This is a genomic window from Amycolatopsis sp. NPDC104863, assembly GCF_055582965.1.
In genome coordinates, this window is sequence record NZ_JBVJOW010000004.1 from 1,012,486 (window position 1) to 1,036,416 (window position 23,931).

Sequence of the window (23,931 nt, forward strand, 5' to 3'; positions counted from 1 at the left end):
CGGCCGCCAGAGCCTGAACCGGCGGACCGCGCGTCAACACCTGAGGACGAGGAACCGCCGATGGAATCCACCTCTTCTGCTGACGGCGAATTCACCTGGTGGGAGATGCGGTGCGACCGCAACCACAGCTGGTGGCGGCTGCTCCCGAGCTCGGCCGAACCGTCGGTGGACGACCTGGCTCGCCAACCGCGTCGAGCTGCGGCTGCTTCCCGCGGCGTGGGAGTACGACGGGGTTGTCGGGTTCGAGGACGCGTACTTCGTCGAGATCGTCGACCGTGCGGGCTTTCCGGCTCGGCAGAAGGAGATGGCTGAGGTGAGGCTGCGCCTCGTCTTTCGGCAAGCGGTCGCCCGGGAAGCGGAACGTCCGCGAGTCCTCACTCCCGGGCGCGAAGCCTGGGGACTGACCTACGTCAGCAGCGCCGTCACCGCGGCGTGGGCCTTCCCGGCGTCGGGCGCGTCCCCGGTGATCACGTCCGTGTACACAAAGGACTCGCCGATCCGCACCAGCAGATAGGCCAGGTCCGGCACCGGAAGCGGCGTCACCAGCCGCCCGGCCTCCACCTCCGACGCCAGTAGCGACTCCAGCTCCGCGATGATCCGCCGTTGGCAGACGCTCACCCGGGTCGTCAGCAGCCGCAGAGCCCGCTCCGGCTCGCGGCGCAGGAAGTCGCGGAACGGCGGTGAGTCGTTCGCGTACCGGACGTACCCGCTCACGAAGTCCGCGATCCCCGCGGCGCCGCGCCCGGCGCACGACGGCAGCAGCCGGGCGATCGAAGCCGCCGACAGGGACCAGAGGATCTCGCCCAGCAGCCGGTCGCGCGACCCCACCCGGCGGTGGAGCGTCGCGCGGCTGATCGAGAGCGTCTCGGCCAGCTCGCCCATGTCCACCCGCTTGCCGGACAGGAACCACTCGCGTGCCAGTTCGAACTCGTGAGACATATGCCAGAATGTCTCACACCAGCCACCGGGAGGACAGCAGATGCGCGCAGTGCAGGTGACCGAGTTCGGCGGGCCCGAGGTGCTCACGCCGGTCGAGCTGCCGGATCCGGTGGCCGGCCCCGGCGAGGTGCTCGTCAACGTCGAGCGCATCGGCGTCAACTACGCCGACACCCACCAGGCCGAGAACTCCTACCTCGCGCCCAGCAAGCTGCCCCTCGTGCCCGGCGGTGAAGTCGTCGGGCGCACCGAGGCCGGCGAACGGGTCGTCGCCCTGCTCAACGGCGGGGGCGGGTACGCCGAGCGGGCCGTCGCGGCCGAGGCCATGACCTTCCCGGTGCCCGACGGCATCAGCGACCTCACGGCGTTGTCCATGCTGGTCCAGGGCGCGACCGCCTGGGTGCTGCTCCGCCGGAACGCCTACCTGGCCGAGGGCGAGTCGGTGGTCGTGCACGCCGCGGCCGGGGGTGTCGGGTCGATCGCCGTGCAGCTCGCCAAGGCGTGGGGCGCCGGCCGGGTGATCGCCACCGCCAGCAGCGAGGAGAAGCGCGCGCTCGCCCTCGAGCTCGGGGCCGACGTCGCGATCGACTCGCGCGCGGAAGACATGACGCAGGCCCTGATCGAGGCGAACGACGGCCGCCGCGTCGACATCGTGCTCGACATGGTCGGCGGGACGACGACCGACCAGAGCATCGCCGCGCTCGCGCCGTTCGGCCGGCTGGCCTTCTACGGCATGGCCGGGCGCGAAAGCCCGAAGCCGGTCGACCTCCGCAACGTCCTCGGGCACAGCACGACGATCAGCGGGATGTGGCTGCCGCACGTCTTCCGCCTGCCGGGCAACGTCTTCGGCTCGGCGCTGCGGGAGCTGTTCGGCCTGGTGCTGACCGGCCGGCTCAAGGCGATCGCGGGCGGCGAGTACGCATTGTCGGACGCCCGCGGCGCGCACGAGGCCCTGCGCTCGCGCGCCACCGTCGGCAAGCTACTGCTCGACCCCGGCAAGTAGGCGTTCCAGGGGTGCCGCCTTGTGCAGGCACTCCTGCCACTCCGCCTCCGGGTCCGAGTCGGCGGTGATGCCGCCGCCGACGCCCAGGGCGATCCGGCCGTCGGCGATCTCGAACGTCCGGATCGCGACGTTCAGCTCCAGCCCGGCCGCCGGCGACACCAGCCCGATCGCGCCCGTGTACACCCCGCGTCCGACGGGCTCCAGCGCCGCGATGAGGTCCAGCGCGCGGATCTTCGGCGCGCCCGTCACCGAGCCGGGCGGGAACGTCGCCGCCAGCAGGTCGGCGTCGGACACCGAAGGTCGCAGGACACCCGTCACCGTCGAGTCCAGGTGCCAGACCCCCGGCGCCGGCCGGACCTCCAGCAGCGACGGCACCGTCACCGTCCCGACCTCGCACACCCGGCCCAGGTCGTTGCGCACCAGGTCGGTGATCATCACGTTCTCCGCGACGTCCTTGGCGGACCGCCGCAGCAGCCGGGCGTTCCCGTCGTCCTGGGGCCCGCGGCGGGGGAGCGTCCCCTTGATCGGCGTCGAGCGCACCGCCCGGCCGTGCCGCGCGAGGAACAGCTCCGGCGAGAACGAGACGACCGAACCCCACGAGCCCGAGAGGAACGCCGCGCGGCGCGGGGACAACGACGACACTCCGGCAGCGAACAAGGCGGCGGGAGATCCCGAAAACGTGCCCGTGAACCGGCAGCAGACGTTGGCCTGGAACAGTTCCCCGGCCTCGATCTCGTGCACGCACGCCTTGACCGCGTCGCGGTGCTCCGAAGGCAGCGGCCGTCGCAACGGCGACGCCTGCCACGACGCCGGCGGCGGCGGCGGGGAAGCCAGCAGGGATTCCATTGTGGACACCGAGGGCCCGCCGCTGTCCAGGGACTCCAGGTGGCAGGTGCCCGAAGCGGACCAGCGCAGCACGTGGTCCGCCCAGCCCCATGCCGACGCGGGCAGCGCGCCGACGCGGCCCGAAGGGTCCGCCGAGTCGTACGACAGGTACCCGAACCAGCCGCCGCCGACCACGCCGGGCGGGGCGTCGATCTCGCCGGGAGAAGCCGGAAAGCCCGACGGGGAAACGGAAAGCGACGGCGCGATCACCGCCGGTGAGCCGAACCAGTCGCCCGACAGCATCGCCGGCGGCGGGAGCCCGTGCGAGGCGTTGTGGTGGGCGAGTGCCGAGAAAGCGCGCGCGGGTGTCACCTTCGTCCGAAGTGCCCTGCTCGTCACGCGCATGGCGCCATACCACCACACGTCAAAGCAGAAGGTCACCCAATGTGAACGGGTACACGACGGCGTTCTGCTCGACCGGCCCGGTGATGCCCGGCACGTCCGGCGCGCACGCGTGCTGGTGGATGCCGAGCCGCGAGTGGAACCACCCCGCCCGCCCCGGGATGCCGTTGTGGCGGATCAGCCAGAGCACCACTTCGGAGTCGGCCCAGCGGTCCGGGTGCAGCCGGTGCTGCCAGCAGTCGTAGTCGGCGTAGACGAGCACACGCTCGAGGCGCGCCGCGTGCCGGACGTGCTTGATCCACGCCTTGATGAACCGGTCGTCGACGCTCGGGGCCGCCACCTCCAGCGCCGGCGCCAGCGAGCCGGGCGCGAACGCGCCGAGCTTGCTGGCCGTCCGGACGAAGTGGTCGGCCTGGTCGTGCACCGCGCCGGGCCGCGCGTAGTGCCGGCCGCCGACGTGCAGCCCGGCCTCCTGCGCACCCGCCATGTTCCGTTCCGCGGCTGAGCTGCTCCAGTTGACGTTCTCGCTGATCGTCACCGACACAAACCGGTTCTGCGCGGCGCGCACGGCCTGCCAGTCGGCGACGCGCTCGCGGTGGGACAGCGAGATGCCGAGTTCGGCTTCCGGCTCCGTCACAGTCCGCCCCCGGCGCGTAGATGAGAGCACACCATACGTCGCCGGGAGCGGACCCGCAGTGACCCACGCCTGGTTTGATCAGGCGTTTTCTTTCTGGAACGTTCGGGTGCCCCACCACACGGACACCACCGCCATCACCAGCACCACGACGCTGCCGGTGAACAAGGCATCCATCGTGAAGTCGCCGCGGAAGGCGTTGCGCTCGACGTCCACCACGTGCCGGAACGGGTTGATCTGCGAAACCGTGTACAGCCACTGCGGCGCCTTGCCCGCCGTGATCGGCAGCAGGATCCCGGAAAGCAGCAGCAGCGGGATGAGCACGGCGTTGAGCAGTGCCGGGAACGTCTCCTCGCTCTTGAGCGTCAACGCCAGCGCGTAGGAGCACGATGCGAGCGAAACCGCCAGCAGGAAGACGATCACCAGGCTCAGCAGCACCCCGCCGACCGGCGCGTCGAGGTCGAACGCCAGGTACGCCAGCACGATGATCAGCACCGCCTGCACGACCGCCTGCAGGGCGCTGGCCAGCACCTTGCCCAGCAGCAGCGCGCCGCGGCTGACCGGCGTCACCCGGAACCGCTCGACCACGCCGGAGCGGTACTCGGCCAGCAGCCCGAACCCGACGAACGAGCTGCCGAACAGCGCCAGCTGCGCGACCAGCGCCGGGGTGAGCAGCATCCAGCCGTCCGCTTCGGGCAGGCCGACGGCCTTGACCATCAGCGGCCCGAACAGGAACAGGTACAGCAGCGGCTGCATGATCCCGATCAGGATCCACGTCGGGTTGCGCAGCGCCGCGGTCATGTCGCGGCGGAAGATCAGCCAGGTGTCACGCAGCACGGGTGCCCTCCTCGGCTTCGCGCAGCGAGCGCCCGGTCAGGGTCAGGAAGACGTCGTCCAGCGTCGGCCGGTGGACCTGCATCGACAGCATCGGGATGCCCTTGGCGTCCAGCGCCCGCAGCAGCTCCGGCAGCGCGACGTCGCCGCGCGGCACGCGGAAGCGCACCAGCCCGTCGGTGACCGACAGCTCGTGCGCGCCGGCCAGCCGCCCGGCGATCTCGGCGGCGTCCGTGCCCTGCCCGGGGTCGACGCCGGCCTCGACGCGGTCGCCGCTGACCCGCGCCTTCAGCGCGTCCGGCGTGCCCTCGGCGACGATCCGGCCGTCGTCGATGACGATCAGCCGGTCGGACAGCGCGTCGGCCTCGTCGAGGTAGTGGGTCGTGAGGAAGACCGTGACGCCCTGCTCGGCGCGCAGGCGGCGGATGTGCTCCCACAGATTGGCGCGGCTCTGCGGGTCGAGCCCGGTCGACGGCTCGTCGAGGAACACCAGGCCGGGCGAGTGGATCAGCCCGAGCGCGATGTCGAGCCGCCGCCGCTGCCCGCCGGACAGCGTCTTGGCCGGCCGCTGGTCCAGCCCGGTGAGATCGAGCTGCTCGGCGAGCTCGGCGCCGCGCGCGATCGCGTCGGCCTTGCTCATCCGGTAGAGCCGCCCCTGCAGCTCGAGCTCGTCGGCGACCTTGCTTTCGGGTGCGCTGCCGCCGCCCTGGGCGACGTAGCCGATCCGCTTGCGCACGCCGAGCGGGTCGGTCAGCAGGTCGCGGCCGCCGACGGTCGCGGTGCCCGCGGTCGGCTTGAGCAGCGTGGTGAGCATGCGCAGGGTTGTGGTCTTCCCGGCGCCGTTCGGGCCGAGGAAGCCGACCAGCTCGCCCGCTTCGACGTCGAGGTCGACGCCCTTCACCGCGTGGACTTCGCCCCCAGTGCGGCCCTTGCGGCGGAACCGCCGCTCGAGGCCGCGTGCCGTGATCTCCTAATCAAACTTGACTACTGGAAGCGCACACTGTCCCCCAAGAAGAGCTCGCTAGTCAAACTTGATTACTCGCCGGCCATCACGTACTCGCCCGCTTCCAGCCGGGCGATCAGGCCTTCGAGCCAGGTCAGGCTCGCGTCCGTGATCCCGCCCCACAGCCGGTACAGCTCGCCGACGTGCTCGGGCGTGCCCAGCTCCATGCTGGCCTTCACCTCGTCGAGCATCAGCACGGCCTGCCGCTGCTCGGCCTCCAGGTGCACCAGCCGGTGCCGGAGCAGGTTGACCACCCGGGCCCGTGGCAACGTCGTCATCAGCGAGATCCCGGCCGACAGGTCCGGGTGGTTGAGCTCCGGATCGGAGAGGGCCTTGGAGAGCAGGACCTGGTACTCCTGCTCACCGACGTCGGTGAGCCGGTAGGCGACGCGGTCCGGGCCGCCGTCGCCCGGCTCGACGTCGACCTGCTCCAGCAGCTCCTCGGTGGTCATCTTCTTCAGCGCGTGGTAGATCGACCCCGGCTGGACGTTGGCCCACTTGTCCGCCGACCAGCTCAGCAGTTCACGCCGCACCTGGTACCCGTGCGCGCGGCCGTACATGCGGACCACACCGAGCACCAGCAACCGTGTCGCGGACAACTGGGCCTCCCTCCCGACAAAGCGCGTGACGCCCTCCGTAGGCTAATAAGGTATGAGCACCCCCGTGTTGACCGCGGTGGCCTGGCCCTACGCCAACGGCCCCCGCCACATCGGCCACGTGTCCGGATTCGGCGTTCCGTCCGACGTCTTCTCGCGCTACCAGCGAATGGCCGGCAACCGGGTGCTCATGGTGTCCGGGACCGACGAACACGGCACCCCGATCACGGTCCAGGCCGACAAGGAGAACTCGACCCCGCAGCTGACGGCGGACAAGTACACCCGCCAGATCGGCACCGACCTGCAGGGCCTCGGCCTTTCCTACGACCTGTTCACCCGGACCACGACCGGCAACCACGCCGAGGTGACGCAGCAGATCTTCCTGGCGCTGCACCGCAACGGCTACGTCGTGCCGAAGACCACGCGCGGCGCGATCAGCCCGTCCACCGGCCGCACGCTGCCCGACCGCTACGTCGAGGGCACCTGCCCGATCTGCGGGTACGACGGCGCGCGCGGCGACCAGTGCGACAACTGCGGCAACCAGCTCGACGCCGCGGAGCTGATCAACCCGAAGTCGCGGATCAACGGCGAGACGCCGAAGTTCGTCGAGACCGAGCACTACTTCCTCGACCTGCCGGCGTTCATCAAGACCCTCGGCGACTGGCTGGGCACCAAGACCGACTGGCGCCCCAACGTCCTCAACTTCACCAAGAACCTGATCGACGACATGCGGCCCCGGCCGATCACCCGCGACCTCGACTGGGGCGTGAAGATCCCGCTCGACGGCTGGCGCGACCAGCCGCTGAAGCGGTTCTACGTCTGGTTCGACGCGGTGATCGGGTACTTCTCGGCCAGCGTCGAGTGGGCGCGGCGCTCCGGTAACCCGGACGCGTGGCAGGAGTGGTGGAACAACGCCGACGCCCGGTCGTACTACTTCATGGGCAAGGACAACATCACCTTCCACGCCCAGATCTGGCCGGCGCTGCTGTTCGGCCACAACGGCGAGGGTGACAAGGGCGGCGAGCCCGGCAAGTACGGCAAGCTGCACCTGCCGGACGAGATCGTCTCCAGCGAGTTCCTCACCATGAGCGGCTCGAAGTTCTCGACCTCGCGCGGGCGCGTCATCTACGTCGAGGACTTCCTGCGCGACTTCGGCCCGGACACGCTGCGGTACTTCATCTCGGTCGCCGGCCCGGAGACCCAGGACACCGACTTCACCTGGGACGAGTTCGTCCGCCGGACCAACTTCGAGCTGGCCAACGAGTGGGGCAACCTGGTCAACCGGTCCATCTCGATGGCGCACAAGAACGTCGGCGCCATCCCGCGCCCGGAGGCCCCGACGGCGGCCGACGAGGAGCTGAAGGCCCTGTCCCGCAAGGCCTTCGACACCGCGGGCGCGCACCTGGCCCGGTCCCGGTTCAAGCTGGCGGCGGGCGAGGCGATGAAGGTCGTCACCGCGGCGAACAAGTACATCTCCGACCAGGAGCCGTGGAAGCTCAAGGACGACCCGGCGCGGCGCGACACGGTGCTGCACACCGCGCTGCAGGTGGTCTCCGACGCGAACACGCTGCTGACGCCGTTCCTGCCGCACTCGGCCCAGAAGGTCCACGAGGCCCTCGGCGGCACCGGCGTCTGGGCCGCCCAGCCGGAGCTCAAGGAGGTCGACGACCTCGACATCGACGGCCGGGTCAACCCGATCCTCACCGGCGACTACGCGGCCGAGCAGGCGAAGTGGGAGTCGAAGCCGATCGAGGTCGGCAAGCCGCTGGCCAAGCCGTCGCCGCTGTTCACGAAGCTCGACCCGGCGCTGGGTGAGACCGGCCCGGAGTGGGCACCGATCGTCAAGGAGTAAGAGGTAGTGCATGGGTGACGAGAAGCGCGAGCTGCCGCCTGTCCCGGACAGGCTCCCGGTGTCGGTGGTGGACGCGCACACCCATCTCGACGCGTGCGGCGCGGTCACCGCGGCCGAAGTCACGGCCATGGTCGACCGCGCCGAGCGCGCCGGTGTCGCCCGCGTCGTCACGGTCGCCGACGACCTCGCCTCCGCCCGCTGGGCCACCGAGGCCGCGACCTGGGACCCGCGCGTGTGGGCCGCGGTCGCGATCCACCCGACGCGGACCAAGGCCTTCGGCGAGGCCGAGAAGTCCGAAGTGGAGCGCCTGGCCGGCCAGGACCGCGTGGTCGCCGTCGGCGAGACCGGCCTCGACTACTACTGGGACTACTCGCCGCACGACGCCCAGCAGGAGGCGTTCCGCTGGCACATCGACCTCGCGAAGCGGCTGGACAAGCCGCTGATGATCCACGACCGCGAGGCCCACGACGACGTGCTGCGCATCCTGGCCGAAGAGAATGCGCCGAATGCCGTAATCTTCCATTGTTTTTCCGGGGACGCGGAAATGGCCCGCAAGTGCGTCGACGCGGGGTACGTCCTTTCCTTCGCGGGCACGGTGACGTTCAAGAACGCGAAGGGGCTCCACGAGGCGGCCCGGCTCTGCCCGGCGGACCAGTACCTGGTCGAAACCGACGCGCCGTTTCTGACCCCCCACCCGTTCCGAGGGCGGCCGAACGAGCCGTTCGGCGCGGCTTACACCGTCCGTCACCTCGCGGCGCTCAGGGGCGAAGCTGTCCACGAAGTCGCCGAATCGGTCCGGACCACTGCCGAGCGGGTCTACCGACTCCCCAGTGTCACAACGGGATAAACGCACTGCGACATCGGTGTTCCTTGATCGCCCACTCGATCTAGTGACCCAGATCACGACACTCCGGGGGGTGTTTGCGCAACCCGCCGAGACCCGTTACTGTCCCGTGATCGTGCCGGTCGGGCCTGCGCTCAGCAGCTTCCGATCGTCACGCCCAGTCGTAGAGACGGCGCCCCCGACCGCCGTCTCGTGAAAGGGAACGATCCCCGGTGACAGGTAGCAGACAGGCTGGAGCACGCTCCGCCGTCCTCGAACGGAGCTATTTCGAGGACACCGCGTACGGCCAGCTCGACTTCTCCGACGACCCGAACATCACGCAGCAGGACATCCTCGCCGCGCTCGGCCCCGACGCCGACGCGATGATGGCCGAGATCGACGTCGACGTCGACGAGCTGATCCGGCTCATCAACGCCGAGACGACCTACCTGCCGCCGATCGTCATCCCGGACGAGATCGAGGCGGACCGCACCGCGTCCCCGCAGGCCAAGCGGGCCATGCTGGACGAGGGGCTGCGCGAGACCACCAAGGTCTGGAAGCGCCGGTTCCTCAAGGGCGCCGTCCTCAGCGTCATGATCAGCATCGCCGGTGGTGGCGCCGCCGCGCTGGCGATGAACAAGAGCGTCACCGTCGACGTCGACGGCCAGCAGCAGACCGTGCACTCGTTCGGCGACACCGTCGGCGAGGTGCTCGAGGACGCGGGCCTGTCCGTCGGCGCGCACGACTCGCTCTCCCCGTCCCCGCAGGCCGAGGTCGGCGACGGCGGGGTCATCAAGCTCGAGCGCGGCCGCCAGCTGAAGATGATCGTCGACGGCGCGGAGCACACCTCCTGGGTCCGCGCGACCCACCTCGGTGAGGCGCTCAGCCAGCTCGGCATGACCGGCATGGACAAGCCCGGCACGTGGATGTCGATGGCGAAGGACGGCGAGCTGCCCCTCCAGGGCGCCACCGTCGAGATCAAGACCCTCAAGAACATCACGCTGTACGACGGCGCGAACGCGCCGAAGCCGGTCAAGACGACCGCGGTCACCACGAAGGAGTTCCTGGGCGAGTACAAGCTCACCCTGGGCCCGGAGGACGCCGCCGAAGGTGGTCTGGACGTCAAGCTGACCGACGGCGCCGAGGTGCACATCAGCCGCACCGGCGTCTCGACGGTCGTCCAGAAGGAGACCATCGACCCGCCCGAGCAGAAGGTCGACGACCCGAACCTCGAGAAGGGCAAGACCGAGGTCGAGGACCCCGGCACGCCCGGCGAGAAGATGGTGACCTACAAGGTCACGCAGAAGAACGGCAAAGAGGTCTCGCGCGAGAGCGTCTCCGAGCAGGTCATCACGGAGGCCAAGCCGAAGATCATCCACGTCGGCACGAAGAAGCCGGCGAACCCGGTCATCGGCGACGCGTCCTCGTGGGACCGCATCGCGCAGTGCGAGTCGGGCGGCAACTGGGCCACCAACACCGGCAACGGCTACTACGGCGGCCTCCAGTTCGACAAGCAGACCTGGAACGCCTACGGCGGCTCCCAGTACGCGGCGCTGCCGAGCCAGGCGACGCGCGAGCAGCAGATCTCGGTGGCCGAGAAGGTCCGCGACGCCCGCGGCGGTTACGGCGCCTGGCCGGTCTGCGGCAAGAAGGCCTGACGAACTCCCGAACCGGCCCCCGTCCTCCCCGGACGGGGGCCTTTTCGCGTGCGCCGAGGGGCATCACGCGTGTCCGGAGGGGCATCACCTGTGATTGGCGGGGCATCACACCCGATGCCCGCCCAGTCACGCGTGATGCCTGCTCAATCACGCGAGATGCCCCTCCAATCACGCGAGTTCCGCGCTCAATCACGCGAGTTCCGCTCCTGATCACGTGAGTTCCGTCCTCGATCACCGCGAACCGACCGTCCGGGGGCGCGAGATGGCCCATCGGTAAGCTCGGCCGGTGGTTGAACTGCTGGGACCTGCCGAGATCCGCGGGCTGGCGGCCGAACTCGACGTGCGGCCGACGAAGAAGCTCGGGCAGAACTTCGTGCACGATCCCAACACCGTCCGCCGGATCGTCGAGCTCGCCTCGGTCGGTCCGGACGACGTCGTGCTCGAGGTCGGGCCCGGCCTCGGGTCGCTGACGCTGGGGCTGCTCGCCACCGGCGCGCGGGTCGTCGCCGTCGAGATCGATCCCAAGCTCGCCGAACGGCTGCCGAAGACCGTCGCCGAGCGGGGGCCGGACGCCGCCGAGCGGCTCACCGTCCTCGAGGCCGACGCCATGCGCGTCACCGACGCCGAGCTGCCGGCGCCGACCGCCCTCGTCGCCAACCTCCCCTACAACGTCGCTGTGCCGGTCGTGTTGCACCTGCTCGCCGAAGTGCCGTCGCTCACCTCCGGCCTCGTGATGGTCCAGACCGAGGTCGCCGACCGGATGGCGGCCGGCCCGGGCAGCCGGATCTACGGCGTGCCGAGCGTCAAGCTCGCCTGGTACGGCCCGGCGCGCAAGGTCGCCGCGGTGCCACGCTCGGTGTTCTGGCCGGTACCGAACGTCGACTCCGCGCTCGTCGCCTTCGAGCGCGGCGACGCGCCGGCGTCCGACGACCGGGAGCGGCTCTTCGGGCTCGTCGACGCCGCTTTCTCACAGCGCAGGAAGACGCTCCGGGCCGCGCTGGCGGGCTGGGCGGGCTCGGCCGAGCGCGCCGGCGAGCTGCTGGCGGCCGCCGGGATCGACCCGAAGACGCGCGGCGAGCAGCTCGACGTCCACGACTTCGCCCGGCTCGCCGCCGCCCGCTAGCCCCGGGCGACGTCCACTGTGGATGTCAACCGGCAGGGTGCTCGCCGACGTCTCCCGGCGTGCGCGTCTCGCCATCCGGACGCCGCCAGTCGTGTGATCTGGGCCAACGGGCTTGCGTTCGCTCTGCGGGATCGGTTTACTCAGTATGTCCATCCCGAGCGACTGAGAGACCTGGCTCGCCGAAGTCGCAGCAACCACCCTCCACAGGGCAGGTGCTACCGCCAGGACCGATGGAGGCCGTTTCCGATGAAGAGGGTAGCTCGCCCCCTGCTGCTGACCAGGCGTCGCGTAGTCGACGAAGGCCGCCGCTCCGTGACCGCATGTCGACGCTCCAACTGAGCTTTCCCGAGCCGGTCCACCTCTTCTTCTCGCACCGTCCATAGAGGACGGATTTCGCATGCGGCCGGGCGCCTCCGAGTGAGCGCGCCCCGTTTTCTGGAGCCTTCGTGATCACCGTCGAAAACCTGTCCAAATCCTTCGCCACCAACGGAAACTCGGTCGTCGCCCTGCGCGACGTGAGCGTCGACGTCCAGGCCGGCTCGCTGTTCGGCGTGGTCGGTCCCGCCGGTTCGGGCAAGTCCGTCCTCGCCCGCTGCATCGCGCTGCAGGAGCGTCCCGACCGTGGTGTCGTCCGGCTCGACGGCCTCAACACCGGCACCCTCGACGGCCGCCGGCTGCGGGAGATCCGCCGCCAGCTGGGGATCGTCGGCTCGAAGCCGGAGCTGATCGCCGAGCGCACCATCGCCGGCAACATCGCCTCCCCGCTGGAGCAGCTCGGGGTCGACGGCCCGCAGCGCCGCAGCCGGGTCGGCTCCCTGCTCGACCTCGTCGGCCTGACGCCGCGCGCCGCGCAGCGCCCCTCGGAACTGTCCGTCGGTCAGCTACGCCGGGTCGCGGTCGCGAAGGCGCTCGCGGCGGCCCCCGCCGTGCTGCTCGCGGACGACCCGACCGCCGGTGTCGACCCGGAGGAGGCCGGCGCGGTGCTCACCGTGCTCGACCGGGCCCGGTCCGAGCTGGGGGTCACCGTGGTGGTCACCACGCCGGACGCCGGGGTGGTCCGCCGGGTCTGCGACGACGTCGCGGTGCTGGAGGACGGCACGGTCGTCGAGCGCGGCACGGTGCTCGACCTGATCTCCAACCCCGCCAGCCGCACCGCGCAGGCGCTGCTGCCGGCCATCGAGACCCCCCGCTCGCAGGGCGCGCGTTACGACCGCTCGGTCGACGTCGTGCTGGTCGGCTTCGCGTCGGTCGGCGCGTTGCTGCCCGAGGCGGCGGGCCGGTTCGACGTCGAGTTCGCCACCATCGGCGGCGGCCTGACCCGGATCGGCGACACCCCGGTCGGCCGCTTCCGCCTCGGCGTCCGCGGCGAGCGCGCCGACGCGGCCCTCGCGTGGGTCACCGAGCGCGGTGGCCACGTCACGCACACGGCTCGCGGCCCCCAGGGTGTCGCGGCCGCCTGACCTGCAGCGGCCCCCCTGCGCCGCAGGGGGGCGGCTCTGGTCAGCGGGTGCCGCGAGGCAGGACCAGCAACGCGGTGAGTGCCGCGGCGCCGATGAGGCCCGCCGCCCAGGCCGCGGCCGTCGTGTAACCGTGGACGATCGCCGCCGGCGTGGTCAGCCCGGCCGCCGCCGCGGTGGCGATCGTGTTCAGCGCCGCCGTCCCGAGCGAGGCCCCCACCTGCTGTGACGTCGTCACGAACGCCGACGCCGCGCCCGCGTCACGCGCGCCGACCCCGCGGGTCGCGACGTTCAGCACCACCGGCATGCTCAGCCCGGCGCCGACCCCCAGCAGCAGCTGCATCGGCAGGATCACCGCGACGTACGACGCGTCCGGCGTCAGCCGTGTGGCGAGCAGGAGCCCGCAGCCGAGCACGAACAGCCCGCCCGCCAGCAGCGGCCGCGGGCCGACGCGGGCCAGCAGCCGGCTCGACACCTGCGTGGACGTCAGCATGTTCGCGCCGAGCGTCGGCAGGAACGCCAGCGCCGCGGCCAGCGCGCCGTACCCCATCACGACCTGCAGCTGGTAGGTCAGGAACAGGAACATCCCGAACGCGCCGAACGACGCCGCCCCGATCGTCAGGTACACGACGGCGCGGGCGCGGTCGCGCACCACCGTGAGCGGCAGCAGCGGGTGCGGGTGCCGGGCCTGCCGGCGCACGAACAGTCCGAGCAGCACAATGGACGCCGCCAGGGAACCCAGTACCACCAAGGAGTTCCAGCCCTCAGTGGCCACTTCGGACAGTGCGTGCACGAGCAGCACGATCCCGCCGCAGCTGAGCAGCGCACTGGTCCAGTCCAGCTTGGTCTCCCGGTGCGCGGCGGCCGCGGGCACGGCGAACCAGGCGCCCAGCCCGGCCAGCACGGCGATCGGCACGTTGACGTAGAGGCTCCAGCGCCAGTCGAGGAACTCCGTCAGCGCGCCGCCGACGGTGAGCCCGAGCGCGGAGCCGGACATCATGATGGCGCTGAAGATCCCGAACGCCTTCGCGCGTTCACGCGGTTCGGTGAAGGTCAGCGTCAGCAGGGACATCGTCGACGGCGCGAGCAGCGCCGCGAACACGCCCTGCGCGGCCCGCGCGCCGATAAGCCACGCCGGCGACGGCGCGGCGCCGCCGATCGCGGACGCGACGGCGAACCCGGCGACCCCGACCATCAGCGTGGTGCGGCGGCCGATCCGGTCGGCGAGCCGGCCGCCGAGCAGCAGCAGGCCGCCGAAGGCCAGCGTGTACGCGGAAATCGTCCACTGGCGGCCGGTGTCGGACATGCCCAGCGCGTGCTGGGCCGACGGCAGGGCGATGTTCACGACGGTCGTGTCGAGCACGACCATGAGCTGGGCCAGGCCCAGCGCGCCGAGGGCGAGCCAGCGGCTCGCCGTGCGTGGTGGTGCGGCTGTGGTCATGACGGACCCCCGAGGTAAGCTGTGGATGCATTGCTTGTCGGCCGACAAGCAATGCCAAGCTAAGTCATTGCTAGTCGGCCGTCAAGTAAGTTGAGGGGTGAGGCATGGCCGGGCGGCGCACCGACACCCGCGAGCGCATCCAGCGCGTCGCGCTCGAGCTGTTCGCCGAGCAGGGGTACGAAGGCAGCTCGCTGCGGGAGATCGCCGAGCGGCTCGAAGTCACGAAAGCCGCGCTGTACTACCACTTCCGCACGAAGGAGGACATCGTCTCGAGCCTCCTCGAGGACTGGGGCACCGCGCTCGACGAGCTCCTGGCGCGCGAAACCCGGCCGGCCGAGCTGCTCACCGCGTACGCCGCCCTGGTCGAAGACCGCTTCGGCCCGGTGATGGGCCTGGTGCAGCGCAACACGACGGCGTTGAAGGCCATCGCGGCGGGCGCCGGGCTGGCCGAGCGCATGCTCGAGCTGCACAGGCGGCTGAGCGGCGGGTCCGGTGACCCCGAGGCCGGCCTGCGGGCCCGGCTCGCCCTGGTCGCCGTCCAGCTCAACAGCGTCGAGGCCGAGCCGAGCACCCCGCCGGACGTCGCGCTCGCCGTCGCGCTGGACGTCCTTTCTCCTGGCCGGAGCGCGACCGGTGCGGGGACGTAGGCTGGTCGCGTGCTCGCCGTAGTTCCGCCCCCAGTCACCGTCCGGGTCCCGGCCAAGGTCAACCTGCACCTTTCGGTCGACGACCTGCGCGACGACGGTTACCACGAGCTGGTCACCGTGTTCCAGGCGCTTTCGCTGACCGACGAGGTGACCGTCGCGGTCGCCGACGACCCCGGCCTGGAGATCTACGGCGAGGGTGAGGGCACGGTGCCCACCGACGGCACCAACCTGGCCTGGCGGGCGGTCGAGGCGCTGGCGGCGCACGCCGGCCGCACCGAGGAGCCGAAGGTCCGCGTGGTGCTGCGCAAGGGCATCCCGGTCGCGGGCGGCATGGCGGGCGGCAGCGCCGACGCGGCGGCGACGCTGGTCGGGCTGGCCTCGCTCTGGAACCTCGAAGTGACGCGTGACGAGCTGGCCGAGATCGCGGCGGGCCTGGGCAGCGACGTCCCGTTCGCGCTCTACGGCGGCACCGCGCTGGGCACCGGGCGCGGTGAGCACCTGGTGCCGGTGCTGTCGCGGCACACCTTCCACTGGGTGCTGGCTTTCGACTCCGAGGGGCTTTCGACGCCGAAGGTGTTCGGCGAGCTGGACCGCCTGCGCGCGGACGGCAACCCGCCGCGCATCGGTTCGCACACGCCGGTCGTCGAGGCGCTGGCCTCGGGCGACCCGCGCCAGCTCGCCTTGCTGCTGGGCAACGACCTCCAGGCGGCGGCGGTTTCGCTGCGCCCCGGCCTGCGCCGCACGCTCCGGGCGGGCGTCAACGCGGGCGCGTTGGCGGGCACGGTCTCCGGCTCGGGCCCGACGTGCGCGTTCCTCTGCGAAGACGCACATTCGGCGGTGGAGGTGGCGGCCGAGCTGTCGGGCGCGGGAGTGTGCCGCACGGTCCGGGTGGCGCACGGCCCGGTCCCGGGAGCCCGGGTGGTCGGCGGCGACGACGCGCCGCGGCCCACGCCGCCGCGGGTGCACGCATGAAGAAGGCGGAGTTCGCGTTTCCGGGGCCGCTGCGGGACAAGCTGGTCGCGGCGATCCTGCGCGGGGAGAAGACGTCGACCACCGGCCTGGTCGCCGAGTACGAGAAGTACGGCGAAGAGCTGCCTGTCGTCGGCGAACGTGAGCTGATGATCGACTCGGCGGGCGAAGGTGTCGCGGTGCTCGAAACCACCGAGGTGCGCGTCCTTCCGCTGTCCGAAGTGGACTTGCAGCACGCGCTCGACGAGGGCGAGGGTTTCACGAGCGTCGCCGACTGGCGCGCCGACCACACGGACTACTGGCAGAGCGCCGAACTGCGTGCCGCGCTGGGAGATCCGGAATTCACCGTGGACGACACGACCCAGGTTGTGGCGACGCGGTTCGTCATCGTGGAAAGGAACGGCTGAGCGGATGGCCAACCTGGTCAACCTGGAGGCGGTGAGCAAGTCCTACGGGGTGAAGCCGCTGCTGGACGGCGTCTCATTGGGCGTCGCGGCCGGGCAGCGCATCGGTGTTGTCGGCCTCAACGGTGGTGGCAAGACCACGCTCCTGGAAGTCCTTTCCGGACTCGCCGAGCCGGATTCCGGGCGGGTGAGCCACGTCGGCGGCCTGCGGATGGCCGTCGTCACGCAGCGGACCGAGCTCCCGGACGGCAGCACCGTCGGCGAGGTGGTGCTCGAACGTTACGGCGCCGAGCACGAATGGGCCGCCGACGCCCGGGTCCGGTCCATTGTGGACGGCCTGGGCATTACCGCGATCGGGCTCGACACGCCCACCGCCAACCTCTCCGGTGGCGAGCGGCGCCGGGTCTCGCTGGCCGCCGCGCTGACCGGGGAGCTCGACCTCGTCGTGCTCGACGAACCGACCAACCACCTGGACGTCGAAGGTGTCCAGTGGCTCGCCGACCACCTGCTGACCCGGCGGATCGCGGTTGTGGTCGTCACGCACGACCGGTGGTTCCTCGACACCGTCGCGAGTGTGACCTGGGAGGTCGCCAACGGCCGCGTCGAGAGTTACGAAGGTGGTTACGCCGACTGGATCTTCGCGCGCGCCGAGCGGGCGCGCCTGGCCGCGACGGCCGAGGAGAAGCGGCAGAACCTGGCGCGCAAGGAGCTGGCGTGGCTGCGGCGCGGCCCGCAGGCGCGCTCGTCCAAGCCGCGCTACCGCATCGACGCGGCCGAGGCGCTGATCGCCGACGTGCCGCCGCCGCGCGACTCCGTCGAGCTGATGGCGTTCGCGAAGCGGCGCTTGGGCAAAACCGTGCTGGAGCTGGAAGACACGACGTACACGGTCGGCGACCGGACGCTGCTCGACCACGTCACCTGGCGGGTCGGGCCGGGTGACCGGATCGGCCTGGTCGGCGTCAACGGCTCGGGCAAGACGTCGCTGCTCAAGCTGCTCGGCGGCGACGTCCAGGGCTCGACCGGCCGCCGGATCGAGGGCAAGACGGTCGCGCTCGCGCACCTGCGTCAGGAGCTCGACGACCTGCCCGGCGACCTGCGTGTGCTGCAGGCGATCGAGCAGGTGGCCGGGCGCGTGGTGTTCGGCAAGCAGGAGATGACGGCGTCGCAGCTGGGGGAGAAGCTCGGTTTCCCGCAGGCGCGCCAGTGGACCCCGGTCGGCGACCTGTCCGGCGGCGAGCGGCGGCGGCTGCAGCTGTGCCGGCTGCTGATGGCCGAGCCGAACGTCCTGCTGCTCGACGAGCCGACGAACGACCTGGACATCGACACCCTGCAGCAGCTGGAGGACCTCCTCGACGGCTGGCCGGGCACGATGGTCGTGGTTTCGCACGACCGGTACCTGGTCGAACGCGTCTGCGACACGATCGTCGCCCTCTTCGGCGACGGCCGCATCACGCACCTCCCGGGCGGCATCGAGGAGTACCTGAACCGCCGGGCGGTCGCCAAGGAACCGGCGGCCGCGACCGCCCCGACGGCGGCGAAGGCGGAAGCGAAGAAGTCGGCGGCGGACCTGCGCGCGGCCCAGAAGGACCTCGGCCGGCTGGAGCGCAAGCTCGACCAGCTGCACAGCAAGGAGCAGAAGCTCCACGCGTCGCTGCTGGAGGCCGCGACGGACCCGGCGAAGCTGATGGAGCTCAACGCGGAGCTGAAGGGCGTCCAGGGCGAGATCGAGGAGGTCGAAGCCCGCTGGCTGGAGACGTCCGAACTGCTGGAGTGAGGGTGCTCGGCCCTCGGGACCCGCTCGCCGGCGCACGTCCTCGAGTACCCGGAGAACGACAGCTGGGCCATCGAGTGGCAGGGTGAAGAGGTTGGCGGTATCACCCGCTCCTGCGCGCCCGGGTCCGCGAGGTCCTCGACGAGAACCGCCACGACAGCCGGCCGCGAGGCCCGGTTTCCGCCTTGGTCGGCGGATGTTGACACCCAGACAGTAATCTGACGCCCATGAGCAGGTTCGTGGACACGCTCGTCGCCACCGCGACGGCGCGAGGTCAGCAGCGGGGCATGGTCACCGGGGAGCCGAAGGAGCCGGTCCGGCGGACCTGGGCCGAGGTGCACGAACAGGCCCGGCGGATCGCCGGTGGCCTGGTCGCCGGCGGGTTCGAGCGGGGCGGGGCCGTTGCCGTGCTGGCCGCCGCGCCCGTGCTGATCGCGCCGACCGTGCAGGCCGTCTGGCTGGCCGGGGGCAGTGTCACCATGCTGCACCAGCCGACTCCGCGGACCGATCTCGCCGAGTGGGCCGAAGACACCGTGCGGGTGCTCGGGATGATCGGGTCGGACCTCGTCCTGCTGGGCGAGCCGTTCGACCAGCTCGCCCCCGTGCTCGCCGAAAAGGGCATCGGCTTCCGGCTCATCAACGAGCTGGCCGACGCCGAGCCGCTCGCCGACGTCGTCACCACCGACGAGGGCGAGACCGCGCTGCTGCAGCTGACCAGCGGCTCGACCGCCGACCCGAAGGCCGTGCGGATCACCTACGGGAACCTGTACTCCAACGTCAAGGCCATGGTCGACCGCGCGGAGTTCGACTTCGACACCGACGTGATGGTGTCCTGGCTGCCGACCTTCCACGACATGGGGATGGTCGGCTTCCTGACCGTGCCGATGACCTTCGGCGTCGAGCTCGTCAAGATCACGCCGGTCGAGTTCCTGTCCGGGCCGCTGATCTGGCCCGAGCTGATCACGAAATACCACGGGACGACCACCGCGGCGCCGAACTTCGCGTATGCCATCGTCGGGCGCCGGATGGCGCGCGTCGACGACGACAACGCCTACGACCTCTCGAAGCTGCGGATCGCGCTGAACGGCGCCGAGCCCGTCGACGAGACCGCCGTCCAGACCTTTGTGGACGCCGGCGCGCGGTTCAAGATGCCCGCGGAGTGCGTGTTCCCGGCCTACGGCATGGCCGAGGCGACGCTCGCGGTGTCGTTCGCGCCGCTGTTCACCGGGCTCACCCTGGACGTCGTCGAGGCCGAAGCGCTGGAGGCCGGCAACCGCGCGGTCCCGGTCCCCGAGGGCGACCCGCGGCGCGGCACCGAAAACGTCCGGTCGTTCGCCGTGCTCGGCCGCCCGCTGGACGGCCTCGAAGCCGAGATCGTCGACGACGCCGGTGCGCGGCTCGGCGAGCGGGAGGTCGGCGAGATCCGGCTGCGCGGCGAGGCCGTGACACCCGGCTACCTGACCATGGACGGCCCGGTCGCCACGCAGGACGCCGACGGCTGGCTGAACACCGGTGACCTCGGGTACCTGGTCGACGGCCAGATCGTCATCTGCGGCCGCCGCAAGGACGTCATCATCATGGGCGGCCGCAACCTGTACCCGACGGACATCGAGCGCGCGGCGACGTCGGTCGAGGGCGTGCGCGCGGGCAACGCCGTGGCGGTGCGGCTCGACGCGGGAAGCCGTCGTGAGCGCTTCGCCGTGGTCGTCGAGTCGAAGCTGGCGGGTGACGCCGAGGCCGAGAAGAACTTGACGAAGCAGGTCTCGGCCCGGGTCCGCGACGCCGTCGACATGCGGCCGTACGCGGTCGTGGTGCTGCCGGCGGGGAGCCTGCCGAAGACGCCGTCCGGCAAGGTCAAGCGCGCGGCGACGGCGCAGCAGTTCGCGGACAAGATCAAGAAGAACGCCGACTCCTGACCGGAGCTTTCACGTGAAAGCTCCCACCTGGAGGCGGAGCTTTCACGTGAAAGCGCGTCTTAGCGCTGCTGCAGGCGTTCGGCGCGGATCGTCGGCGGGGCCGCGCGCTCGGCCGTCGCCTCCGAAGCCGAGCGGGCGCCCGGGAGGTCCGGGGCGTGGCCCGTGCGGGCGGCGAGCTGGTCCTCCACCCGGTCGAGGAACTCGTCGACCTCGCGCTCGTCGTAACCGCGCTTGCCGATCAACGGCTTCGCGAACATCACGTGGTGCACTTCGGCGGCGGTCAGGTCGTCCTCCTCGGTGATCGTCTTGGCGATCCGCCGGACGAACTCGTCGACCTCGTGCTTCGCGTAGCCACGGCGGCCGATCGGGGCGTTACCGAAGGTGACCTCGGCGAGGTCTTCGGCGGTGAACGACATGGAGTCTCCGATTCCGGGGTTGGGCGGTACGAAACTGCCGTACACCGTCCTAGCCCGGGGACGGGCTCCCCGGAAGGGGCCGACCTCGAAGCTCACCCCGACGGGCGCCCCCCGTCCGCCTGTGAGTGAGCCGGGACTACGCAGCGCTGTGTGGCCGGACTCACACCGTCAGGACCGGCCGAACCACTTCCGCGGCCCCTGGGGCCGCCGCTCCTCGGCCACCGGCTGCGGGTTCCGCAGCGCCACGAGCGCGGCCTCGGCCTCGTCGAGGAACAGATCGACCTGGGACTGGTCGTAGCTGCGCATCCCGACCGCCATGATCGTGAACTCCACGTAGTGGATGTCGTCGGCGGTCAGGATGTTGCGCCCCGCCAGCGCCTCGGCGATCAGGTCGAGGAAGGCGTCGACCTCGTCCTCGTTGTAGCCGCGCCGGCCGAAGCGGGGTTTGCCGAACGCGATCGCCCGGACTTCGTCAGGGGTCATGGCCTTACCTAACCACCGTTGTCAGCCTGCATGGAAGGCGTTTTGCGCGGCCGCGAGACCGGTGCCGACCAGCGCTTCGGTCGCGTCCGCGCAGCGGTCCACCTCGAACGGGAGCTCCTTGCGCTCGACCGTCGAGAAGTCCTTCAACACGAAGTCCGCCGGGTCCTGCCGGCCCGGCGGGCGGCCGATGCCGAACCGGACGCGGTAGTAGTCACGCGTGCCGAGCGACTTCGTGATCGAACGCAGTCCGTTGTGGCCGTTGTCGCCGCCGCCGAACTTCAGCTTCAGCGCGCCGAAGTCGACGTCCAGCTCGTCGTGGACCACGACCACACCGGTCGGCGGCACCTTGTAGAACCGGGCCGCGCCGACCACCGGGCCGCCGGAGAGGTTCATGTACGACCGCGGCTTCACCAGCACCACGCGGCGCCCGGCCAAGCGGCCTTCGAGCACCTCGCCGCCGCTCTTGTGCGTCTTGAACTTGCCGCCGATGCGGGCGGCGAGCTCGTCCAGCACCATGAACCCGACGTTGTGCCGGTTTCCGGCGTACTGGGGCCCGGGATTGCCGAGGCCGGCGAGCAGGATCAGCTCGCCGGCCCCGGGCAGGTCTTCGGTCATGCGGAAATGTTATTCGGCGGCTTCGGCCGACTCTTCGCCCGCCTCGGCGGTGGCCTCGTCGTCGGCCTCTTCACGCTGCGGCTCGTTGACGGCGGCGACCAGCGACTCGGGGTCGGTGACCAGGGTGGCGCCCTTGGGCAGCTCGACCTGGCCGGCGAGGATCTGGGTGCCGATCTCGGCGCCCTCGATCGAGACCTCGAACTGCTCCGGGATGTGCAGCGCCTCGACCTCGACGGTCAGGGTGTCGACGTCCTGGTTGACCAGGCCGCCGGGGCCGGGGGTGCCGGAGACGACGAGCGGGACGTCGACGACGATCTTCTCGCCGCGCTTGACGACCAGCAGGTCGACGTGCTCGATGTAGTTCTTGAGCGGGTGCACGACGATGGTCTTCGTCAGCGCCAGCTCGTCGGAGCCCTCGAGGTCGAGCGTGATGACGGCGTTGGAGCCGTTCTCGCGGACGACGCGGGCGAACTCGATGGCCGGCAGCGCGAAGTGCCGCGGGTCCGCGCCGTGGCCGTACAGGACGGCGGGGATCTTGCCGGCGCGACGCGTGCGGCGCGCGGCGCCCTTGCCGAACTCGGTGCGCGGCTCGACGGACAGACGTACCTCGGACACGGTGTGGCACTCCTTCAAATCAAAGACAGCATGCTGCGGCGGGGGGAAGCCGGTGTTTTCAGAAGTTTCGGCGGCGAGTTTCCGGGCGTGCACGACGACGGGGGCTACTCGAGCCGCCGCGTCGATCACGCCGGGCACCCCAGAAGGGCCCCGCCTCGCCGAGACAACCTCAAGAGTGTAAACCAACCTCATCACGGTGGGTTGCGGCGGGTGCCCGCGCCACGCTAGAACCCTCCTGGACCCCGGTTTGTGACGACACAAATCCGGTGGCGGGACTTCGCCGGCCGAGGTGTGCTCGGGTGGCGGCAGAGCAGGGGGCGGGGAAGATGCGGGCTCGACGGAGCATGGTGGCGGCGGTGCTGCTGCTGGGCGGGCTGCTGGCCGGCTGCCAGGTGGCGGTCCCCGGCACCGCCGGCGTCTCCGCGGCCGGGCAGCAGACGGCCGATCGCCGCGCGGAGCAGCGCGCCGCCGTCGATGCCGCTCTGACCGCGCTCGCCCAGGCGCCGGCGCTCTCGCTGAAGTCGACGACCAAGGGCGCCGAACAGCAGTTCCGGGTCACCCGCGGCGGCAGCGCCGTCGGCGGGCTCCCGCTCGAAGGCCGCGTGGTTCAGGTGACGGCCGCGGCCGGCCAGTTCTACCTGCAGGCCGACGCCGACTACTGGAAGGCCCACGCCATCGACGAGGGCACGCAGTTCGGCACGAGCTGGGTGCGTTCGCTCGGCTCCGAACTGCCCTTCGACCCGGCGGCCCGGTTCGCGCCCAAGACCCTCGCCGACGGGCTGCGCAAGGCGCTGGCCGGGCTCGACCGGTTCAGCGAGCCGGTGAAGGCGAAGCTGCCCGACGGCACCGAGGTCTACCAGCTCGGCGCCGCGCCGAGCGTCCTGCGCGTCACGACGGCGAAGCCGAACCGCGTCGTCAGCTTCGCCCCGGTGCTGCTCGACCCGCAGGCCGGGCCGAAGTACGGCGCGGAGTTCCGCGTCGACCCGATCACCGGTGACGCGCTCAAGACGTTCCACACCGACCTGGACAACACCGTCGGCGGGCTGGGCCAGCCGTTCGAGGGCCTGGTGCAGGCCAGCGCGGTGGTCACGAACGACACCCTCGACTGCAAGGACTTCGTCGGTTCCTGCACGACGACGGTCGACGTCTCCACCAGCGTGGTCGGCACCCCGGCCTCGGGCGAGAAGAGCGTGGTCCACATCAACCTCTCGGTCGAGGTGAGCGCCGACTCGCTCGGCGCGCAGACCTGCACGTCGGCGGCCGACGCCGAGCCGTACGCGACGATCAAGATGTCCTGCACGGTCAAGTTCAAGCTGCCCAACCGCACGGCCAGCTACCAGGTGCTGTCCAAGCCGAACGCGACGGCGGAGGTCCGCGCGGCCCTCGACGTCAACGCGGTGAAGCAGAAGGTCGCGGCGGAGTTCGCGGGCCTGGGCGGCTGAGCTGGACACCTACCCGGGGGTGCGTTGCTTCCGTTGAAGTAGGTGATCTTCCGTTCCTAGCATCGG

The 23,931-nt window shown here is 71.0% G+C and carries 23 protein-coding genes and 1 riboswitch; of the genes, 12 read left to right on the forward strand and 11 right to left on the reverse strand.

Annotation, left to right across the window (positions count from 1 at the left end):
- Nucleotides 1-405: 405 nt before the first annotated feature.
- Nucleotides 406-939 carry a QsdR family transcriptional regulator gene (locus tag ACZ63J_RS26465; RefSeq protein WP_465406693.1) on the reverse strand — a complete coding sequence of 178 codons (534 nt, stop codon included), beginning with the start codon at nt 937-939 and terminating at the stop codon, nt 406-408.
- A 40-nt stretch (nt 940-979) separates the two neighbouring features.
- On the opposite strand from ACZ63J_RS26465, the gene ACZ63J_RS26470 reads away from it, so the two are divergent.
- Nucleotides 980-1,939: a quinone oxidoreductase family protein gene (locus ACZ63J_RS26470; protein WP_465406692.1), complete on the forward strand. Its 960-nt coding sequence runs from the start codon at nt 980-982 to the stop codon at nt 1,937-1,939.
- On the opposite strand, the gene ACZ63J_RS26475 is transcribed toward ACZ63J_RS26470, so the two are convergent.
- The 5 genes from ACZ63J_RS26475 to ACZ63J_RS26495 form a co-directional block, all read right to left on the reverse strand.
- On the reverse strand, nt 1,916-3,169 hold the full coding sequence (locus tag ACZ63J_RS26475) for an aminodeoxychorismate synthase component I (protein ID WP_465406690.1): 1,254 nt from the start codon (nt 3,167-3,169) through the stop codon (nt 1,916-1,918). The two genes, ACZ63J_RS26470 and ACZ63J_RS26475, sit on opposite strands and share 24 nt — an antisense overlap.
- 19 nt (nt 3,170-3,188) lie before the next feature.
- Nucleotides 3,189-3,803 (reverse strand): glycoside hydrolase family 25 protein, encoded by a 615-nt coding sequence (locus tag ACZ63J_RS26480; protein WP_465302364.1) that lies wholly within the window; start codon nt 3,801-3,803, stop codon nt 3,189-3,191.
- A 78-nt stretch (nt 3,804-3,881) separates the two neighbouring features.
- Entirely contained in the window at nt 3,882-4,637 is a 756-nt protein-coding gene (locus ACZ63J_RS26485; protein ID WP_465406689.1) for an ABC transporter permease, read from the reverse strand.
- Nucleotides 4,627-5,601 carry an ATP-binding cassette domain-containing protein gene (locus ACZ63J_RS26490; RefSeq protein WP_465406775.1) on the reverse strand — a complete coding sequence of 325 codons (975 nt, stop codon included), beginning with the start codon at nt 5,599-5,601 and terminating at the stop codon, nt 4,627-4,629. The genes ACZ63J_RS26485 and ACZ63J_RS26490 overlap by 11 nt, the downstream gene beginning before the upstream one ends.
- A 68-nt stretch (nt 5,602-5,669) precedes the next feature.
- Nucleotides 5,670-6,236: a PadR family transcriptional regulator gene (locus tag ACZ63J_RS26495; protein ID WP_465341448.1), complete on the reverse strand. Its 567-nt coding sequence runs from the start codon at nt 6,234-6,236 to the stop codon at nt 5,670-5,672.
- A gap of 52 nt (nt 6,237-6,288) precedes the next feature.
- On the opposite strand from ACZ63J_RS26495, the gene metG reads away from it, so the two are divergent.
- The 5 genes from metG to ACZ63J_RS26520 all read left to right on the forward strand — a co-directional run bounded on the left by metG (nt 6,289) and on the right by ACZ63J_RS26520 (nt 13,149).
- Complete coding sequence (metG, locus tag ACZ63J_RS26500; protein ID WP_465406687.1) at nt 6,289-8,085, forward strand: methionine--tRNA ligase; 1,797 nt, start codon at nt 6,289-6,291, stop codon at nt 8,083-8,085.
- A 10-nt stretch (nt 8,086-8,095) separates the two neighbouring features.
- Nucleotides 8,096-8,932 (forward strand): TatD family hydrolase, encoded by an 837-nt coding sequence (locus ACZ63J_RS26505; RefSeq protein WP_465406685.1) that lies wholly within the window; start codon nt 8,096-8,098, stop codon nt 8,930-8,932.
- A 209-nt stretch (nt 8,933-9,141) separates the two neighbouring features.
- Nucleotides 9,142-10,566, forward strand: a complete 1,425-nt coding sequence (locus ACZ63J_RS26510; RefSeq protein ID WP_465341450.1) for a transglycosylase family protein — start codon at nt 9,142-9,144, stop codon at nt 10,564-10,566.
- A 286-nt stretch (nt 10,567-10,852) separates the two neighbouring features.
- Entirely contained in the window at nt 10,853-11,689 is an 837-nt protein-coding gene (rsmA, locus tag ACZ63J_RS26515) for a 16S rRNA (adenine(1518)-N(6)/adenine(1519)-N(6))-dimethyltransferase RsmA (RefSeq protein WP_465341451.1), read from the forward strand.
- 146 nt (nt 11,690-11,835) lie between these two features.
- A riboswitch (SAM riboswitch) is annotated at nt 11,836-11,942 on the forward strand.
- 193 nt (nt 11,943-12,135) lie between these two features.
- On the forward strand, nt 12,136-13,149 hold the full coding sequence (locus ACZ63J_RS26520; protein ID WP_465302379.1) for a methionine ABC transporter ATP-binding protein: 1,014 nt from the start codon (nt 12,136-12,138) through the stop codon (nt 13,147-13,149).
- A 40-nt stretch (nt 13,150-13,189) separates the two neighbouring features.
- Here ACZ63J_RS26520 and ACZ63J_RS26525 read toward each other — a convergent pair whose 3' ends face one another.
- Nucleotides 13,190-14,587, reverse strand: coding sequence for an MFS transporter (locus tag ACZ63J_RS26525; protein WP_465406683.1), 1,398 nt, complete (start codon nt 14,585-14,587; stop codon nt 13,190-13,192).
- A gap of 104 nt (nt 14,588-14,691) precedes the next feature.
- Here ACZ63J_RS26525 and ACZ63J_RS26530 point away from each other — a divergent pair, with 104 nt between their 5' ends.
- The 5 genes from ACZ63J_RS26530 to ACZ63J_RS26550 all read left to right on the forward strand — a co-directional run bounded on the left by ACZ63J_RS26530 (nt 14,692) and on the right by ACZ63J_RS26550 (nt 20,294).
- Nucleotides 14,692-15,234, forward strand: coding sequence for a TetR/AcrR family transcriptional regulator (locus ACZ63J_RS26530; RefSeq protein WP_465406681.1), 543 nt, complete (start codon nt 14,692-14,694; stop codon nt 15,232-15,234).
- Between the two features lie 9 nt (nt 15,235-15,243).
- Nucleotides 15,244-16,206, forward strand: coding sequence for a 4-(cytidine 5'-diphospho)-2-C-methyl-D-erythritol kinase (locus ACZ63J_RS26535; RefSeq protein WP_465302385.1), 963 nt, complete (start codon nt 15,244-15,246; stop codon nt 16,204-16,206).
- A complete protein-coding gene (locus ACZ63J_RS26540; RefSeq protein WP_465406679.1) occupies nt 16,203-16,610 on the forward strand; it encodes an ASCH domain-containing protein in 408 nt (135 codons plus the stop codon). Before ACZ63J_RS26535 ends, ACZ63J_RS26540 begins: the two co-directional genes overlap by 4 nt.
- Nucleotides 16,611-16,614: 4 nt before the next feature.
- On the forward strand, nt 16,615-18,381 hold the full coding sequence (locus tag ACZ63J_RS26545; RefSeq protein WP_465406677.1) for an ABC-F family ATP-binding cassette domain-containing protein: 1,767 nt from the start codon (nt 16,615-16,617) through the stop codon (nt 18,379-18,381).
- Nucleotides 18,382-18,605: 224 nt separating this feature from the next.
- Nucleotides 18,606-20,294, forward strand: coding sequence for a fatty acyl-AMP ligase (locus tag ACZ63J_RS26550; protein WP_465406675.1), 1,689 nt, complete (start codon nt 18,606-18,608; stop codon nt 20,292-20,294).
- 59 nt (nt 20,295-20,353) lie between these two features.
- Here ACZ63J_RS26550 and ACZ63J_RS26555 read toward each other — a convergent pair whose 3' ends face one another.
- From ACZ63J_RS26555 to ACZ63J_RS26570, 4 genes are all read right to left on the reverse strand, one after another.
- The gene (locus ACZ63J_RS26555; RefSeq protein WP_465406673.1) at nt 20,354-20,710 is read right to left on the reverse strand and encodes a DivIVA domain-containing protein; all 357 of its coding nucleotides are present in this window, start codon (nt 20,708-20,710) and stop codon (nt 20,354-20,356) included.
- Nucleotides 20,711-20,878: 168 nt separating this feature from the next.
- Nucleotides 20,879-21,193, reverse strand: coding sequence for a DivIVA domain-containing protein (locus tag ACZ63J_RS26560; protein WP_465302395.1), 315 nt, complete (start codon nt 21,191-21,193; stop codon nt 20,879-20,881).
- Nucleotides 21,194-21,214: 21 nt separating this feature from the next.
- Nucleotides 21,215-21,808: an aminoacyl-tRNA hydrolase gene (pth, locus tag ACZ63J_RS26565; RefSeq protein ID WP_465341458.1), complete on the reverse strand. Its 594-nt coding sequence runs from the start codon at nt 21,806-21,808 to the stop codon at nt 21,215-21,217.
- 9 nt (nt 21,809-21,817) lie between these two features.
- Complete coding sequence (locus ACZ63J_RS26570; RefSeq protein ID WP_465406671.1) at nt 21,818-22,423, reverse strand: 50S ribosomal protein L25/general stress protein Ctc; 606 nt, start codon at nt 22,421-22,423, stop codon at nt 21,818-21,820.
- A gap of 347 nt (nt 22,424-22,770) precedes the next feature.
- Between ACZ63J_RS26570 and ACZ63J_RS26575 the strand changes: the two genes are divergently transcribed.
- Nucleotides 22,771-23,865 carry a hypothetical protein gene (locus tag ACZ63J_RS26575; RefSeq protein WP_465406773.1) on the forward strand — a complete coding sequence of 365 codons (1,095 nt, stop codon included), beginning with the start codon at nt 22,771-22,773 and terminating at the stop codon, nt 23,863-23,865.
- The last annotated feature ends 66 nt before the right edge of the window (nt 23,866-23,931 follow it).